At 61.6% G+C, this 17,431-nt stretch carries 12 protein-coding genes; 6 read left to right on the forward strand and 6 right to left on the reverse strand.

Annotated features, from left to right (window positions below; genetic code table 11):
* Positions 1-19: 19 nt before the first annotated feature.
* From VOI23_RS14750 to VOI23_RS14765, 4 genes are all read right to left on the reverse strand, one after another.
* On the reverse strand, positions 20-3,376 hold the full coding sequence (locus VOI23_RS14750; RefSeq protein ID WP_323785679.1) for an error-prone DNA polymerase: 3,357 nt from the start codon (positions 3,374-3,376) through the stop codon (positions 20-22).
* Entirely contained in the window at positions 3,373-4,827 is a 1,455-nt protein-coding gene (locus VOI23_RS14755) for a DNA polymerase Y family protein (RefSeq protein ID WP_323785680.1), read from the reverse strand. Before VOI23_RS14755 ends, VOI23_RS14750 begins: the two co-directional genes overlap by 4 nt.
* Positions 4,742-5,326: a hypothetical protein gene (locus tag VOI23_RS14760; protein ID WP_323785681.1), complete on the reverse strand. Its 585-nt coding sequence runs from the start codon at positions 5,324-5,326 to the stop codon at positions 4,742-4,744. The genes VOI23_RS14755 and VOI23_RS14760 overlap by 86 nt, the downstream gene beginning before the upstream one ends.
* Positions 5,327-5,401: 75 nt before the next feature.
* A complete protein-coding gene (locus tag VOI23_RS14765; protein WP_323785682.1) occupies positions 5,402-6,571 on the reverse strand; it encodes a YbfB/YjiJ family MFS transporter in 1,170 nt (389 codons plus the stop codon).
* Between the two features lie 569 nt (positions 6,572-7,140).
* Between VOI23_RS14765 and VOI23_RS14770 the strand changes: the two genes are divergently transcribed.
* Complete coding sequence (locus VOI23_RS14770; protein ID WP_323785683.1) at positions 7,141-8,817, forward strand: hypothetical protein; 1,677 nt, start codon at positions 7,141-7,143, stop codon at positions 8,815-8,817.
* Positions 8,818-9,116: 299 nt separating this feature from the next.
* On the opposite strand, the gene VOI23_RS14775 is transcribed toward VOI23_RS14770, so the two are convergent.
* Both VOI23_RS14775 and VOI23_RS14780 read right to left on the reverse strand, forming a co-directional pair.
* Entirely contained in the window at positions 9,117-11,111 is a 1,995-nt protein-coding gene (locus tag VOI23_RS14775) for an acetoacetate--CoA ligase (protein ID WP_323785684.1), read from the reverse strand.
* A 212-nt stretch (positions 11,112-11,323) separates the two neighbouring features.
* Positions 11,324-12,229, reverse strand: coding sequence for an SDR family oxidoreductase (locus VOI23_RS14780; RefSeq protein ID WP_323785685.1), 906 nt, complete (start codon positions 12,227-12,229; stop codon positions 11,324-11,326).
* A gap of 166 nt (positions 12,230-12,395) precedes the next feature.
* On the opposite strand from VOI23_RS14780, the gene VOI23_RS14785 reads away from it, so the two are divergent.
* The 5 genes from VOI23_RS14785 to VOI23_RS14805 all read left to right on the forward strand — a co-directional run bounded on the left by VOI23_RS14785 (position 12,396) and on the right by VOI23_RS14805 (position 17,377).
* Complete coding sequence (locus VOI23_RS14785) at positions 12,396-13,298, forward strand: AraC family transcriptional regulator (RefSeq protein ID WP_323785686.1); 903 nt, start codon at positions 12,396-12,398, stop codon at positions 13,296-13,298.
* 326 nt (positions 13,299-13,624) lie between these two features.
* On the forward strand, positions 13,625-15,247 hold the full coding sequence (locus tag VOI23_RS14790; RefSeq protein ID WP_323785687.1) for a hypothetical protein: 1,623 nt from the start codon (positions 13,625-13,627) through the stop codon (positions 15,245-15,247).
* Positions 15,248-15,423: 176 nt separating this feature from the next.
* The gene (locus tag VOI23_RS14795) at positions 15,424-15,810 is read left to right on the forward strand and encodes a hypothetical protein (RefSeq protein WP_323785688.1); all 387 of its coding nucleotides are present in this window, start codon (positions 15,424-15,426) and stop codon (positions 15,808-15,810) included.
* A 49-nt stretch (positions 15,811-15,859) separates the two neighbouring features.
* Complete coding sequence (locus VOI23_RS14800; protein ID WP_323785689.1) at positions 15,860-16,504, forward strand: TetR/AcrR family transcriptional regulator; 645 nt, start codon at positions 15,860-15,862, stop codon at positions 16,502-16,504.
* Positions 16,505-16,666: 162 nt separating this feature from the next.
* Complete coding sequence (locus VOI23_RS14805; RefSeq protein ID WP_323785690.1) at positions 16,667-17,377, forward strand: alpha/beta fold hydrolase; 711 nt, start codon at positions 16,667-16,669, stop codon at positions 17,375-17,377.
* The last annotated feature ends 54 nt before the right edge of the window (positions 17,378-17,431 follow it).

A 17,431-nucleotide genomic window follows, 5' to 3' on the forward strand; every position in this document is an offset into this window, starting at 1 on the left:
GCGCGTCCCACCCGCCCGGTCAATGAAAATCCCGGCTGGGGAAAAGCCGCTTGGCCTGCTCCCGGGGATGGCGCGCGGTCGGTTTCCTGCGCGGCGGGCGCGGGGCGTCATCGGCCTGCGGCAGCGTCAGCCCCACCACCGCGTCAAGCGGATGGCCCAGCTCGGTCAGCTTATGAGACAGGTCTTCGATATGCTCCGCGATCAGGTGAATGACGATGCCCTCGCGCTGTAACCGTCCGCTGACACGCAACAGCCGCCCGCCCATGACGGTGCGGCGGAACCGGTCATAGACTTTCGGCCAAACCACGATGTTGGACACGCCGGTTTCGTCCTCCAGCGTCAGGAAAATCACCCCCGACGCCGTGCCGGGGCGCTGGCGGGTGATGACAAGCCCACAGACAGAAATGCGCCCCGGCGACGCCTCCGGCAGGCGCTCATGCGGCGTGATATTGGGGATCGTCGGGCGCAGCAATTCCATCGGATGGGCGCGCAGGCTCAGGCGCAGCGCAACGTAATCCTCCACCACCTCCTCGCCCAGATGCATCGCGGGCAACACCACCTCCGGCTCGTTCACCCCCTCGCCATCCAGCGGATCGGAAAACAGCGGCAAGGGTTTGGGCGCCCGGATCGCCCGCACCGCCCAAAGCGCATCGCGTCGCGTCAGCCCGATACCGGCAAACGCATCCGCCTCGGCCAGCCGTTCCAGCACCGCAGGCGCGACACCGGCCCGCAACCAGACGCTTTCGAGATCGGGATAGCCGTTGCCCCGCGCCGCGCCGATCCAACTGGCGTCTTCCTCGCGGAACCCTTTGATCTGCCGAAACCCCAGTCGCAGCGCCAGGGCCCCGTCGGCGCGGCGTTCCAGCCGGTTGTCCCAGTCGGACTGGTTCACACAGACCGGCCGCACCTCGACGCCATGCTCCCGCGCATCCCGCACGATCTGGGCCGGGGCATAAAACCCCATCGGCTGGGAATTCAGCAGCGCACAGGCAAAAATCGCCGGGTGGTGGCATTTGAGCCAGGACGACACATAGGTCAGCATCGCGAACGCCGCGGCATGGCTTTCGGGAAACCCGTAATCGGCGAAACCTTCGATCTGGGCAAAGCATTTCTCGGCGGCCTCCTGACTATACCCGTTCCCTATCATCCCGCGCATGAACCGGTCGCGGTGCTGCCCGATCGTGCCCATCCGCCGGAAGGACGCCAGGGACCGGCGAAGATGATCGGCCTCGCCCGCAGAATAGCCCGCGCCGACCACGGCGATCTGCATCGCCTGTTCCTGAAACAATGGCACGCCAAGGGTCTTTTCCGTGACCTTGGCCAAGGCCGGACCAAAGGGTTTGGCCGCCTCCAACCCCTGCCGCCGCCGGATATAAGGCTGCACCATGCCGCCCTGAATCGGACCGGGACGCACGATGGCGACTTCGATCACCAGATCGTAGAAGGTCGCGGGCTTCATCCGCGGCAGGAAATTCATCTGCGCCCGGCTTTCGACCTGAAACACCCCCACCGCATCGGCGCGGGTCAGCATATCATAGGTCGCCTTGTCCTCCTGCGGCACGCTGTCGAGGTTCAGCCGGATATTCGCGTGCTGCTCCAGCAGGTCAAAGCTCTTGCGCAGACAGGTCAACACGCCAAGCGACAGGATATCGATCTTGAGAATGCCCAAGGCGTCGATGTCGTCCTTGTCCCATTCGATCACCGTGCGCCCCTCCATCGCGGCATTTTCAATCGGGCACAGTTCGTCCAGACGTCCGCGGGTGATGATGAAGCCGCCGACATGCTGGCTCAGGTGACGCGGAAATCCGATGATTTCACCGATCAGGTGCAGGGTCTGCGCCAGCCGCTGATCCCGCGGGTCCAGCCCCAGTTCGCGGGCGCGGTCCAGATCCGCACCCGCATTGGTCATACCCCAGATATCCCCCGACAGCCGCGCGGTCAGGTCCTGCGACAGGCCCATCACCTTGCCCACCTCGCGGATCGCGGCACGGGTGCGGAAATGGATCACCGTGGCGCACAGCCCGGCGCGGTGACGGCCATAGGTCTGATAAATCCACTGGATCACCTCCTCGCGCCGTTCGTGTTCGAAATCCACGTCGATATCGGGCGGTTCGCCCCTGTGGCGCGAAATGAACCGCTCGAACACCATGCTGATCATGTCGGGACTGACATCGGTAATGCCAAGAAGGTAACACAGGATCGAATTCGCCGCCGACCCGCGCCCCTGACACAGGATGCCACGGGACCGGGCGTGCTGAACGATATCATGGACCGTCAGGAAATAGGCGGCATAGCCAAGCTCCGCGACAAGGCTCAATTCCTTTTCCATCAGGTCATATATGCGTTGCGATGCCGCGTGCGGATAGCGGCGCTTGATCCCGTCGCGGGCAAGCCGGTCAAGACGGTCCTGCGGGGTTTCGTCTTGGGAAATCTCATCGGGATATTCGTAACTCAGCTCCGACAGGTCGAAACTGCACCGCGCCGCGATTTCCAACGTGCGTTTCAACGCGGCCGGGTGCCGGTGATAAAGCCGCGCCATATCGGACGCGCCCTTGAGCCGGCGCTCGGAATTGGCCAGCGCCTTGGTGCCGATCCGGTCGATGGTGATCCCTTCGCGCATACAGGTCAGCACATCGGCCAGTTGCCGCCGCCCGCCACGATGCATCAGCACATCGCCCACGGCGACCATCGGGGCCGACGTCGCCAGCGCCAGCCGCGCGCAGGTATCGAACCACGCCTGATCCGACCCGTCATAACGCGGCGGCGCCCCCAGAAAGACATGACCGGGATAACGCCGCTGAAGCCGTTGAACGGCGTGTCGTGCCCGGCCAAGGTCGCAAGGCGGCAGGGCAATCAGGATCATGCCCCGGCAATGGTCTTCCAGATCGCGCAGATCGAGATGGCACTCCGCCTTTTCCGCGCGCCGCTTTCCCAATGTCAGCAAACGCGCCAATCTGTGATAGGCATCGCGGTCCGTGGGCAGCAACAGCCACTCCACCGGACAATCGCGCAGCACGACGCGGCTGCCGACGATCAGCTTGGGCAACCGGCCCGCATCGGGGCGCGGCAGATCGACCGCTGCCCCGACATCCTGCCGCGAACTCGGATCGACCTGCTGCGTGGACCGGACGCGCAGGCTCTCCTCCATTTCGGTGCGCAGGGACTTCAGCGCCGAATAGGCCCGCACCACCCCGGCAAGCGTGTTGCGATCGGTGATGGCGATGGCGCTCAATCCAAGCTCGGTCGCGCGCTGCACCAACTCCTCGGGATGGGACGCCCCGGTCAGAAAGGTGAAATTCGAAGTCACGCACAGTTCGGCATAGCGCGGGGCATCGGCCCCCGCCCCGGCGTTATCCCTGCCCGGAAAAACGTTCATGCGAATTCCCCCTGCACGAACCAGGCGGGGTTTTGCGGCGTGTAAAACAGCCACAACCGGCGCCCCTCGCGCGTGTCCACCTTCCAGTAATCGCGCACCCCCATGCGCCAGTTGTCATCCGAAAACCACCATTCCGGCGCGATCCGTTCGGGGCCGGTGGCGCGCCCCGTGGTCAGCCGCATCCGCCGCCAGCGGAACCGCTCGGGCGGGCGGTTGCCGGTGCCCGCGATGGGAACCGGCGCAAACAGCCGCAGCGGCCGCGGCCGCAGGGCCACCCACCCGCCTTGCGCCGCACTGAACGCGGCCGGCGCGATGATAAAGCCACGTTCGGGGATATGGCTGTCGGCGGGCAGGAACCGCTGAATGTTTTCCAGCCCGATCCGGGTGCCGATGCGGCTGATCAGATCGTCCAGCCGGTCGGGGGACACTTGTGTACTGCCGATCTGCTGAACCGGCAGCGGTTCGACCAACGTGGCTTCCAGCCGGATCTGGTCAATGCCGAACCCCGCATCCACCGCGCCGACGCCCCGTTCGAACAGCGGCAGGATACGCTGCGGATCACGCATCGGCGCAGCAAGCCGCAGCTCGACCTGCTGGCTGCCCTGATCGACACGGCGCAGCGTCAGGGTCAGCGTCCGCGCCCCGGTCTCCTGCGCCTTGAGCTTGTCGCAAAGCGGCGCAAGCAGGCGGGCGGTCACCCCCATCACATCCCCGCTCAGGCCGATCGGGTCGGGCAATGTCATGCGCACGCCGTAATGCGGCGGGTCGTTTTCGGGTCCGACAGGTTCCAGCACCGTACCAAGCGCCTGATCGAGGCGCAGCATCAGGCCCGGACCGAACCGCCGGGCCAGCGGCGCGCGCGCGGCCCCCGACAGATCGCCAATGCTGCGCAGGCCCAGCCGTTGCAGCGCGGTCACCACCTTGTCATCAAGCCGCAGCGCCGCAACAGGAAGACCGGCAAGCCCGTCCTCGCCCTTGCCGTAATGCGCGAAAGCCCAGGCCGCCCCGCGCGTTTCCGCGATCCCCAGCCGAATGGTCAGCCCCGCCCGCGCGGCACCGGCCCGCATATCGGCCAGCATCTCCGCCTCGCCGCCCCACAGATGGGCGGACCCGGTGACATCAAGCACCAGCCCGTCCACCCCCTCGCGCCCGACCCACGGGCAATAGCGCGTCGCCCAACGGCGCAGCGCGGCCAGAAACCGCGCGTCAAGATCGGGCCGCGCGGGACGGCTCACCAGATCGGGACAAAAGGCACGCGCATCGGCAAAGCTCATCCCGCGATGCAGGCCCAGCCGCTCGGCCTGCGCGTTAAGGCAATATATCCGCTCTGTGTTGCTCTCCCTCAGCGTCAGCGCGAAAGGCCCGTCAACCGGGCGTGCTCTCAGAACCCGGTCGCTCGCCAACCGGGGAAACCATATGCACACGACGCGTTTCCTGATTCCACCGAACATGCCAAGCACCAAGTGTTCCCGATTTGTTCTTAATAATTTCCCAACGCATCAGAGTCGAGTCTCCGCTGACGGGATCGAAGACGGGCGCGACCTGCCACCGGGTCTCGGCCGCGTTCGATCCCATGCCCTCGGGGATGATGCAAAGCCCCGTCGTGCCCCCCGCCTTGGCCGCCAGTTGCAATCGCCGCCCCTCGCGCAGGTTCAGCGCCCGGGTGACCTCGATCACGACAAAGGGGATCACCCCGTCCTTCAGTGCTTCTTCCGCAACCGCAAGACTGTCGGTCTGGTCCTTCGGCCGCGCCAGCAGAAGCCGCGAAGGATCGACAAGGGGCATCAGACCCAGCGGATCGAGAGCATCGGCAAGCCAGCCTTCCCGCACCCACAGAACAGTGCCCCGCGCGGGCGCGGCAATGGCTGCAAAGGCCATGCCCGAAGGCCCGCAAACCTCGTGAACGCGGGACGGGCGCAACGGAAAAGAACTGAGCAGATCGACTCGCATGGAAAAGAACGTAAGGCGAACAGCCAAAAATTCCAATGCCCCGAGCGACGCTCAGGCGTCACATGCCGCGCGCCCTCAAAGCGGTTTTTGCAACAAGGCGATGACCGCCCCGATCAGCAACAAACCGGCGGCAGCCACAAGGCTGACCCCGATATTGCCGAACAAATCCCCGACCAATCCGGCCCCATACGGCCCCAGCGTCTGCGCCACGGCAAAAACCACCGTGAACAGGCTGATCGCGCGGCCCCAGCTTTCGGGGGGCAGGTTCTGCCGGGTGAAATTGGTAACCGCCCCCGGCGCCATAAACACCGACAGGCCGAACACCACCGCCGAAATCAGCAGCGCGGCGCCATTGGGCAACACCACCGGCAAGGCCGACCCGATGGCGATGCCGCTCAGGATCAGCGCCAAAGGCACCCCCGACGCGTAGCGCGCCAGAACCCGCCGCCACACCAGCGGCGACAGGCAGATGCACAGGCCCAGAATGACCCAGACCAGCGCAATGAACCCGGCCCCCGCCGCCTGTTCGGTCATCCATGCCGACAGGAAGGTCAGGTAAACGATATAGCCCAGCCCGAACCCGGCATAGCCCGCCATTTCCGGCAGCATCCGGCGCAGCGGCAACGGCACGGCCCCGGCCCGGGATTGCACCGGCGCCCGCAGTTGCAGCGCCGACCAAAGCCCAAGGGGCAGGAAAGACAGGCTGACGATGCCGATGGCGATCCAGCCGACCGGCCATGCGCCGGGGCCGTAGGCGTCCAGCATCAGCGGCAACCCGGCCCCCGCCAGCACGATGCCCAAACCGCCACCGGACCCGAACAGGATCGCAATCGCCAATGCGTTGCGGCGCGGATCGTCACGGAACAACCCCGCGGTCAAAGCCCCGGCGGTGGAAAACGACATCGCGCCGAAAATCCCCGCCAGGATACGCCACATCGTCTGCCACCACAGCGCCGCGTTCAGCCCGGTCGCCAGCAGCGCCAGCGTGGTGGTGATCAGCCCGAAGGCAAACAGGCGGTTGGGCGATATGTGCCGGATCAGCAGCATGGTCAGGATCGCCCCGGCGATATAGCCCAGCGCATTGGCGGTGTTCAGCCACCCGGCCTGCGCGAAATTCCACCCCATTTCGGATTTCATCGCGGGCAGCATCAGCCCATAGGCAAAGCGCGCAAACCCGTTCGTCACCGTCACGCCCAGCGCCAGCCCCGCCAACACCAGCCACGGACGGGCCGGACCGGCGGTCATTCCAGACCATCCGCAAAGAAGGGCAAAAAGGGCATAAGGGTCCTCGCTCTGTCCGGCAGTCCAAGCAGAACGCCAACCCATCCACCCTGCCAACGATACGCCGGGGGTTCAAGCCGTTTCGCCGCCAACTCCGCCCCGCCCCGACCTTGAGCGGACCGCAGGCCCGCGGTTTCACCGGAACGGTGAAAGCCCGCTCCGGAGCAAGAGCCAAGAGGATGAGGGGCCAAGGTATGAGGAGCCGGTTTGCGATCCGGCCAGCCCCAATGGCAGCTTTGCGCAGGAAGCCGACTTTGCAGAGTCGAGGTAACCGCGTGGGGCCGAATGGCGCTTCCGGCCCAAAGCGGCAGTTCGCATAAAGCCCGAACAACAGCCGATGCCAGAGCAAAGCGGACATGATCCTCTGACACGCCGGGTGGGCAGTACAAGTACATCCTGCGTAGAAGCCGACAGGGAAACCGGGTAGGCTGATTTAGGGATCAAAAACGCGGGAGACACAAGCATTGTTGGATGAGCTAATCAGTTGGGTTCTTAGCTCTTGGGCAAGGTTCTCAAAATGGTGGGACCAAAACTTGATTGTGGTCGAACGCGATGACTACGCCCCCTTGCTCGATATCGGCGGCTTTCTCGGCATTCTTGCGTTCTCTGTAGCCGTTTTCACTCTCACCAGTCCAAGATTTCAAATCAGGCAGGCGACGGCAATCATTCCCTTTCGACCTCTATTCTTTGGCACGCTTCTCGTTTCCGCCGTCATTACGTTCGCCATTGAAGCCTGTATTCTCTACGGTGTTCGGTTTCCAAGTTTCCTAAACCCAAATACGATCAATTTTCTTATCACCGCTACGATTGCGATATTGATCCTCTACTGGATGAAGATTTGCTTTATAAGGCCACCCCGGTTCTCCATGTTTACCGCCAAGCATTTCTTCCAGCAGACATATGTCCATATCGCAAATGGAAGCAAGGAAGAGATGCTTGCATTGGCGCGTGAGATTATGCGCGAAGCCCCCAGATTGATCCGCCATACGCCACGCAGGCAAAGGCACTATTTCGAAGATGACACGCCGGTGAAACTGTCAGCGCTGCAAACGCACGCTCACTACCTCAACTCGCTCCTGTCCGATACTCGGTTCTGCGACGTTGTCGCGAAAGAGATACCCTCATTTCCTGCTCATATGGTGGAAGTAGCTGTCAAACTAGAAAGGTACGATGCCCCCATTCATCTTATGGTAAGGCGTTTTATAATAGCCATGCTCAGCAATCCGGGCTCGGCATTATTTGTCGAGAATGAATGGCTAGGCCAAGGTTTTATAGGCAATCAAAAACCCATAACTCGATCTATCTTTGGTAATTGGTATCTGCTGGAAGGCTATGAGTTGGGTTTGGAAGCGCCGCTTGATCTGGATTATCCGCATGCTCGCAGTTGGGACAGAGACGCTTGGCGCGTGTATTTCGGCATGGCACGCGAGTACATTCGTGGGCTAACATCCAATGAGAGGGTGAATTGGGATACTCGAGGCATCCAACACATTCTTGAAACAACAAAGCAAGCGTACGATCAACTGGGCGATCTGAAGAAGTATGAGGACACGTTCAGTCCATACAACCCAACCTGGCAAGCCAAAGAGGCCAATGACTTCTTGAAAGACCTCGTCAAAGCATTCGATGAAAGCAAGGGTTGGGTTGGCTTCGATAGAAGAGATGATTTTAGGTACGGACACGACCTGTCGTCAGGTATTGCCGCGCTACTATTCGAGACGATTTTCAACGCGGCGCAGGTCAATACGAAGGAATTCCGGATGTGGGACGTTCAACGCAACACTGTGTGGGCACCTATTGAAAGACACGAGATCAGAGATACTGAAATCATGAAAATGGTCCGTCGAAAGCTTCGACGGATGATCTGGGATGAGATCGGGCGTATGGATGACTTCCCAAATTACGAAGGAGCGGCATATATTCGTTTCTGTCTGAACGTCTTGGGCTTCTACGACGAGAGCATCCATCGGAAGGACACCTTGGAAAGAGACAGTTGGGCACTTGCGAAAGTTGTCGCAGGGTGGGTGAAAAAGAATTACCAAACGATTGCAGTATCACACCCACCTGTGGCTGAGGCAATGCTACCTGCCAACATTGATTATAATCGTGATACACAAACACTTGTGAGGACGCACGATGACACGTTGACTGGTGTGCCACGTCTGAAATCTTTCGCACTTGATCCTCCGCGTGATGTCCCTAATGGATAGGAAAAGGTTCTATTGGCAGCCTCCAGACCTTCTGTGCTTGAAGTCTGAATAGGTGCCACGGGCCATACCCTGAACGATGCAGAGTCCGCTTTTCCCCGCATTTCGGAATTTGCTGAAGTGTGCGGCGAAAGACCGCTCCCCGCCCTACTTGCAGGGGCAACGTTGGCACGTCGCGGGCGACCTTCAAGTCCGCTTTGGGGCTGGCAGCAGCCCTTCACCGCCCGGAACAGGAAGGGCGGTTCTGCCTTCACAGAACCGCCCCCAAGCCCATGCCCATTCCCCACTTGCCGCGCAGCGGATCAACCCGCTTCCGCGTGGAACCCTTCGGCGAACTGATCGTACCAGCTCAGGCAACCGGGGTTCGACATGGCGTCCGCGGTGGCGACCTCGGCCATGGTCTGTCCCAGCAGGCGCCGCTTGATCGGAACCTCCAGCTTCTTGCCGGTCAGCGTATAGGGAATATCCGGTGCCGCCACGATCCGGTTGGGGATATGATGCGGCGACACCTTTTGTTTCAGCGCCGCGATGATCTCCGCTTCCAGTTCCGGGGTCAGCTCCGCCGTCCCGGCCATCTTCAGGAACAGGATCATGCAGGACGGTTTACCCAGATATTCCAGATCCACCACCAGACTGTCATCGACACCGTCCATTTCATCGACCACACGGTAGATGTCTGCGGTCCCCATGCGGATACCGTGGCGGTTGATCGTGGCGTCCGACCGGCCGTAAATGATCGCCCCGCCCGTCGCCGTGATCTTGACCCAATCGCCCTGCCGCCAGACCCCCGGATAAGTGTCGAAATAGCTGCCATGCAGGCGGCTGCCATCTTCGTCGCCCCAGAAATACAAAGGCATCGACGGCATTGGCGTGGTGCAGACCAATTCGCCCACCTCGTCGATGACCGGCTCTCCCTCCGCGTCGAAGGCATAGACCCCGGCACCAAGCGACCGGCACTGCATTTCCCCGACATGCACCGGCAGGGTCGGTGATCCGGCCAGGAAAACCCCGGCCAGATCGGTGCCCCCGGCGATCGGCGCGATCCAGATATCGGCCCGCACATTTTCGTAAACCCACTGATACGCCTCGGGCGGCAGCGGCGACCCGGTCGATCCCAGCATCCTGAGCCCGCTCAGATCGGCCTCGTCCTTCGGCACGATCCCGGCCTTCATGCACAGCGTGTACCACGCGGCCCCGGCCCCGAACACGGTCACGCCCGCCTTTTCGATGAACCGCCACAGCCGCCCCGCATCGGGGAACCCGGGGCTGCCCTCGGCCAGCGCGATGGTGGCCCCGGTCAGCAACCCGCCGACCTGACAGTTCCACATGATCCAGCCGGTCGAGGTGTACCAGCTGAACACATCCTGCGCGTCCACATCGCAATGCAGCCCCAGCAGCTTGAGATGTTCCAGCATGACGCCGCCGTGACCGTGGACAATCGCCTTGGGGCTGCCGGTGGTGCCCGACGAATAGACCACCCAGAGCGGATGATCGAACGGAACCATCGTCGGTTCGAACGCGACATCCCGCGCCGCCGTCGCCTCGGTCCAGTCCGTCCGGGTCAGCGCGCCGGGCTCGACCCCGTCTGCGGCATCCATCGAAATCCACGCCGCCAGCGTCGGCAACCCGGCCAGCAATTGCGACACCTCGGCGCTGCGATCATAGGCGCGACCGGAAAATGTATAGCCCGACACGGTCAGGATCGCCTTCGGCTCGATCTGACGGAACCGTTCCAACACGGTCGCGGCCCCCATGTCCGGCGCGCAAAGCGACCAGACCGCCCCGATACTGACCGTTGCCAGAAAGGCGATGATCGTATCGGGCGTATTGGGCAGGTAGGCCACCACCCGATCCCCCTGGCTGACGCCCAGCTTGCGCAGCGCCGCCGCGGCCGCCGCGGTCTTCTGTTGCAGCTCGGTCCAGTCGATCTCGCTCAGGGTGCCGTCTTCTGCCTCGTGGCGAATGGCACAGCGGTCGGGGCGGACATGGCTGAACACATGGGCGGCGTAATTCACCGTCGCGCCGGGAAACCAGACAGCCCCCGGCATGCCGCCCCGTTCCAGCGCGCTGCTGTGCGGGGTCGGTGACTGCACCTCGGCCCAGACGAAAATGGCCTCCCAGAACGCATCGGGCTGCGCGACCGACCATTCCCAAAGCGCATTGTAATCCACCAATTGCAGACCTTCGCGCTGTTCGATCCATCGCATGAAAGCCGTCATATTGCTGGCATCCACAAAGGCATCCGTGGGTGTCCAGGCGGGATCGTTTGCAGGAATCGTATTGTCAGTTATCGTCATAGCGTCGGCCAAATCCAAAATGCGCGCAGTCAAACACTGCACTGTTTCTGTCACAAGATCTGGCCAAAACTGTCACACAAAGCAGACCGCCGTCCACGCCAAATTCCACACGCTGCCCCCATCAGCCCGTCCCGCCCCCGGCCCTCGCCGGTGCCCGCCCCGGAACCGCGCGCCCCGCCAGTATTGGCGGCACGCGCGGATTGCTGCGGCTGTCACAGCTTGGCGCGCAGACGGTTCACCAACAGATCGTCCCGCAGGATGGTGTCTTTCATCGCGCAAAGCTCCCCGACATCCCAGGTCGCGCTCAGATACCGGCCCTTGGCCCAATCCGCCTGACCAGAACACAGCCAGACGGCAAAACTGGCGGCCAGATCCGGGTCGTCGATAAGATACTCATGCATGTTTTCCGGCATAGTCCGGCCAAGATCGGTCGCCACGCCGCCGGGATGGATGGCGAAACAATTGATCCCGTCTTCGCCGTGATCGCTCTGAACAAATTCGCACAGCCGGTTGATGGCGTGTTTCGAGGTCTGGTAATCGGACGCCCCCGGCATCAGGTATTGAGCCCCGATAGAAGACAGCAGGATCAGATGACCGCCGCTTTTTCCCTCCGCGGCGCGCCTTTTCGCGCTCTCGATGAGATGGGGAATGGTGAAACGGATCACGTGATAGGCCCCCCGCACATTGACCTCCCAGTTGCGCCACCACCCCTCGGGATCGGATTCCCCGATCTTGACCCAAGGGCCAAGATATCCGGCATTCGCATCTGCCACATCAATACCGCCAAACCTCGCCACGCAATCCGCGACCGCCGCCTCGACCTGCGCGGCGCTGGTGACATCGCAAACCGAAAAGGCGCATTGCGTTTCCGGGTTGGCCTTTCGGACCAAATCCCGCGTTTCCTCAAGCGCGCTTTGCGTTCTGGCCGTAAGATAAACCGCCTTGGCCCCGGCCTCGGCAAAAGCAACGGCCGTGGCCTGACCGATCCCGCGGGATGCGCCGGCGATGAACACGACCTTGCCCAGCGCGCTCCCCTTCAGCGCCGCAGCCGGATCAATCGCGTCATATCTGGCACGATGCGCCGTGAGGTCGAGAAACTGGTCTTGAATTGACGACATTGGATACTCTCCGGTTTTGAAAATGTCTGTGGAGAAAACAGATAACCGTGACGGCCAATCCCTGCCTGCCACATTCTCTGCAAAGCCTGCCAATTCCTGCAAAGAAATGAATTATTACTGTTCTGACAGGCTGGTTCTGATATGCATTTCAGGCAAGGAGAAATACATGGACCTTTCGCGCCTCACCCATCTGAGCACCCGGTACTGCACTGATAATTCGGGGAAAGTCACGAAATTGCCCGGCCTGTCCATGTATCGCAGGGACGCCGTCAGCGATATCGAGGCGATGCTATACCAACCAGTCATGTGCCTGATCCTGCAAGGCAGCAAAGTAACATCAATAGGGGATCAATTCGTTGAACTGCGACCCGGTGATGCCCTGCTGGTCAGCCACGACCTGCCCGTGATTTCCCGGATTACCAGCGCAAGCGTTCAAACCCCCTATCTCGCGCTGATTCTGTCGCTTGATCTGGGGCTGGTCCGAAGCCTCTACGAACAGCTCGCCGATATGCCGATGCCTGCAAATCAGGCGCGTTCGCTCTCTGCCGGGCCGGTAGATGCGGACTGGCTTGCGCCGCTGACCCGGTATCTCGAACTGATGGACTCGCCGCTGGACGCGGCCGTCCTTGGCCCCTCTGTCCTGCGTGAAATTCACTACCGGCTGCTGCGATCGCCGATTGGCGGGATGCTGCGCAATCTTCTGGCCGCAGACAGCCACGCCAGCCGGATCGCCAAGGCGATCCAAAAGGTCAGATCGGAATTCCGGTCGCCGCTCAACGTGCCGGATCTGGCGAAAACCGCAGGCATGTGCGCGTCTTCGTTTCATCAGCATTTCAAATCGGTCACGGGCACAACGCCGCTCCAGTACCAAAAAGATCTTCGCCTGATCGAAGCGAAAACCTTACTGGCGGACGGCAACAACTCGGTTTCCGAAACCGCCTATGCGGTCGGTTACGAAAGCCCGACCCATTTCAGCCGCGACTACAGCAGAAAATTCGGCACCCCTCCAAGCCGGGATGCCGGCCTCTCCATTCATCCCCCCGCAGAGACCCACGCGGCAAGGGCCTGAACCACCGGCCCCCGATTGGCGGAACATCGCGGACGGACGCCCCGGCAGGAACCAAAGGTCAAAAAGGGCTTGGAGAACCCGCAACGCAGCCTGTAGCATCAGGAAAACTCGTGGGATCTGCCCCGTCGTTCACCCCTGTCCTGCAACGCTCGGCACTGATGAACGCGCTTGCATCGGCAAGATAACGAAGCCCGCCTTGCGGACTTCACTCCAACCGGGTGAACAGGCGCTGATCCGAAAACGCGGTGCGGAAATTACCAAAGCACGGCCGGGCCACCCCAAGCCCGGGTCACAGCGTTTAGATATTGCATAAGGAGCGCCAAACCTTGCCGATTTCAGATTCCGAGAGCCCCCGACTCTGCAACCGCCCCCTCGGCCTTGCCCGATCCGTCCTGATCCTCGCCACCTGCCTGTTGGGGACCGCCGCCCCGGCCGATCAGCGCGCGCAATACGATGCCGTCAGGGCGAAATCCATTATCGAATTGCAGCCCTTCCGCAGCGAAACATCCGCCAACCTGCCCGGATCGGACGCAAAGGTGCGGCTGATTTCGCTCAACCCCGCGGTCAATTCGTGGTTTGTCCTGCAAATCGGCAAAACCGGCGCGGCGCAGAAATACTATCACATCGAAAATCCCAACCCGAGGGGCCAGAAAATCGCGCTCGCCTCCGGCCCGGCGCTCAAACTGAGCGGCGGCGGCGGCACCGTGACCTGCGCGCCCTGGGCCAATCCGTCGGAACTCGCCACTGCGGCGGCGTCCCGCCGCCCCTTCGCGCCGATCTGCGGCGGGCGGCTCTACCTGCGCAACCCGGTGGCCGGATCGACCCTGAGCGTGGCGCGCGGCGCGCCCTCCGGTGGCGCGGCCTCTGCTGGCGGACCACCCGCCGCGTCGATCGCCGCCTCCGGCAATCGCCCGGCGATCACCGCCCAGACCGGGCTTGGCCTGTCGGGCACCAAGCCGGGTCAGATGACGATGGGGGCCTGGCATCCGGTCGCCGGTCTGACCGGTGTCTTTGCCAGCGCGATCCAGCCCAGGGCGATCAGCAAATCCATCCTGCAGGGCCCGGGCACCGTCAACGCGCTGGACGGGGTGGAATTGGGGCAAACCGTCTACATGGTGGCGTTCGATCTGTCGCGCTACGATCTTGGCTTCGCGGTCGGAACCAACGATCCGAACCTGAAATGGTCACCGCGCCCACCTGCATCGGTGCGCGCGCCCGGCCTGCCGGGGCCGGACGGGGTCGGCTCTCCTGCCCCGCTGGCTCCGCTGGGCATGGTCAGCCCCAACCTTGCGGGCCGTACCGTGGCCACCTTCGCCGGTGGGTTCAAGCGGCGACAAGGGGCGTTCAAATACGGCCCCTACGCCGCGGTCAATGGCGGATCGCATTATGGCTTCATCGAACAGGGCGTGATCTTCAGCAAACTGCAGCCGGGCCTGTCGACCCTCTATGTGACAACCAATGGCCAGATCCAGATGAAGACCTGGACCAAATCGGACAATGGCCAATTGTCCAAGATCCGGTTCGCACGGCAAAACGGCGTGCCCCTGATCGAAGGCGGCGTTCCCGGCCGCTACGTGACCCAATGGGGCCCCGGCAACTGGTCAGGATCGGCCGAGGCCAAACTGCGCACCCTGCGCGCGGGGGCCTGCATGTTGGGCAGCGGCAGCAAAAGCTATCTCGCCTATGCATATTTCCCGTCCGCAACACCGTCGGCGATGACCCGGACCTTTCAGGCCTATGGCTGCAAATACGCCATGCTGCTGGACATGAACGCGCCGGTCCTCACCTATCTGGCGCTTTACGTCAACAGCGGCGGCACCACCTATATCGAACATCTGGTGCCCCAGATGGCCACCTCTGACAAACGCGGCGGCGCCGGTGTGGTGCCGAAATTCCTCGGCACCACCGATAGCCGCGACATGTTCTACATCATGCGTAAAGGGCGCTGAGAGCGTCCCGCAAGCGCACTGTCACTGAATTCAGAACCAATGCCCCGGAACCGGATCAAACCGGCAGCCCGGCCCTGCACTCTGCGGGCCGGAACACAGTGTTATTGACAAATTCAGCATAGAGCGTACCTTGAATTAGACCGTTCGGTCTAATTATCAAGCAAGGAGATACAGTTATGCGCATTGCCAAAGAACAAGTTGATATCAAGATGCAAATTCCTGGCGCAGTTATCCGCCAGCACAAGAATTTCGGGGACGCGACCGGGCTTGGAAAAATCAGCGGCGAATACTTCACCCTGTCTGCGGGCGTCGATACCACGCCGCTGTTTCAGGGGTTGGAAGGCAATCTCTGCCAATCGCCGCATTGGGGCTATGTGTTGCAGGGGCAGCTGACAACGACCGATGCAGCGGGGATTCAGGAAACGGTCAGTGCCAATGATCTTTTCTACTGGCCTCCCGGCCATAACGTGAAGGTCGACGCAGATGCTGAAATCGTCATGTTCAGCCCACAACACGAGCATAGCAATGTGATCAATCATATGATTGAAATGACCAAGGGCTAGACCGCCTCTGGCATCCGGCCCAGTGACTGCCCAACCACAGAAGTGCTCTATGAACGACAAAGCAATACAGGGCGCAACAGAAGTTGCGCCAATCCATTCAACCAAACAAAGGTTGATCGAGGCTGGGCTTCGGATGCTTCTCAAGCATGGCTATAACGATCTGGGAATTCAGGCTCTGCTGACAGAGACGCGGATTCCAAAAGGATCTTTCTACCATCACTTCAAAGACAAAGAAGACTTCGCCCTGCAAGTCGTCGACAGCTACATGACGCAGGTTCACGCCGGTCTCGATGTCAGCCTCACCGACCCCAACCGCCCCCCGCTGCTGCGGGTCCGGGATTTCTTTGAAAAGACACAGGCCTCCTACCGCGAAGAAGGCTACATGGGCTGCCTGCTCGGCGGACTTGGTCAGGAACTGTCCGGGGTCAGCGAAGTGTTTCGGGACAAGATCGCAGAATGCTTTGCCGCGATTGCCGACCGTGTGGCCGGATGCCTCGAAGAAGCGCGAAAGCGCCATGACATCCCCGAAGACAGCAATGTTCAGGAAATGGCCGACCTGCTTGTCGATTGCTGGGAAGGGGCCGCGCTGCGCAGCCGTCTGCAGCGCAATCCAACCTCTCTCGACGCAATGCTTGACTTCTACTTTCATGCAGTGACCACCGGCCAGCAGCAAAACACCCTGCAAGCGCGATAGGCCGACTTGCCCGACAGAGCCTCCGGCACGACTTTCCCCCGCTTGCACCCCGGCAACGGGATTTGTATCAATTCACCGTACATATTGCACAAATGTCCTTAAACTTCTGCACTCCTGCCCTGCCCGGCATCCGGCGGACCGGGCCTGACGAAAGGCGATAAAATGGCGGATTTTCTACTGGTCCACGGGGCGGCGCACGGCGCTTGGTGCTGGCGCGACGTGATCCCCGAACTGGCCGATCTGGGCCATCGGGCCCACGCCATCGACCTGCCCGGACATGGCGAAGATTCCACGCCTTATCAAGATGTTACTCTAGACCTCTATGCCGATGCCATCCTCGATGCGCTGGACCGTCCGATGATCGTCGTCGGCCATTCCATGGCCGGTTACCCAATCACCCTTGCCGCCGAACGCAAGCCGCTGAATTTTCAACGCCTGATCTATCTCTGCGCCTATGTCCCGCACCCCGGCCTGTCACTTGCCGAAATGCGCATGCGCGCCCCGTCGCAACCACTGCTGCCCGCGATCCGCATGACCGAAGATCGTAAAGGCTGGACCGCCGATCCCGCCATGATCCGTGATTTGTTCTATCATGATTGCCCCGAAGCCACGCTCGAATATGCCACGCCGAAACTCTGCATTCAGGCAACGCAACCGACCTCTGCTCCAGTGAAGACAGGGAAAAATTATGAAAGCATTCCAAGGTATTACATCAAGTGCCGCGATGATCGGACGATCCCTCCAGAATACCAGAGCGAGATGACGAAGGACTGGCCGGAGGCAAATGTTTCGACCATGGACTGTAGCCATTCGCCGTTCTTTGCCGATCCTGCCGGATTGGCGAAACGGCTCGATCAGATCGCCAAAACCTAATCGAAGTCGTCGCAAATGCCCGTTGTCAGCGCAAACATTGCCTGATGCTCTTGT

Source organism: Thalassovita sp. (assembly GCF_034670005.1).
GTDB lineage: Bacteria > Pseudomonadota > Alphaproteobacteria > Rhodobacterales > Rhodobacteraceae > Thalassobius.

What these genes read in the sequence shown, in the direction of transcription:
- VOI23_RS14750 (WP_323785679.1), bottom strand. Translation starts at nt 3,376, where the DNA reads ATGAACGTTTTTCCGGGCAGGGATAACGCCGGGGCGGGGGCCGATGCC.
- VOI23_RS14755 (WP_323785680.1), bottom strand. Translation starts at nt 4,827, where the DNA reads ATGTTCGGTGGAATCAGGAAACGCGTCGTGTGCATATGGTTTCCCCGG.
- VOI23_RS14760 (WP_323785681.1), bottom strand. Translation starts at nt 5,326, where the DNA reads ATGCGAGTCGATCTGCTCAGTTCTTTTCCGTTGCGCCCGTCCCGCGTT.
- VOI23_RS14765 (WP_323785682.1), bottom strand. Translation starts at nt 6,571, where the DNA reads ATGACCGCCGGTCCGGCCCGTCCGTGGCTGGTGTTGGCGGGGCTGGCG.
- VOI23_RS14775 (WP_323785684.1), bottom strand. Translation starts at nt 11,111, where the DNA reads ATGACGATAACTGACAATACGATTCCTGCAAACGATCCCGCCTGGACA.
- VOI23_RS14780 (WP_323785685.1), bottom strand. Translation starts at nt 12,229, where the DNA reads ATGTCGTCAATTCAAGACCAGTTTCTCGACCTCACGGCGCATCGTGCC.
- VOI23_RS14785 (WP_323785686.1), top strand. Translation starts at nt 12,396, where the DNA reads ATGGACCTTTCGCGCCTCACCCATCTGAGCACCCGGTACTGCACTGAT.
- VOI23_RS14795 (WP_323785688.1), top strand. Translation starts at nt 15,424, where the DNA reads ATGCGCATTGCCAAAGAACAAGTTGATATCAAGATGCAAATTCCTGGC.
- VOI23_RS14800 (WP_323785689.1), top strand. Translation starts at nt 15,860, where the DNA reads ATGAACGACAAAGCAATACAGGGCGCAACAGAAGTTGCGCCAATCCAT.
- VOI23_RS14805 (WP_323785690.1), top strand. Translation starts at nt 16,667, where the DNA reads ATGGCGGATTTTCTACTGGTCCACGGGGCGGCGCACGGCGCTTGGTGC.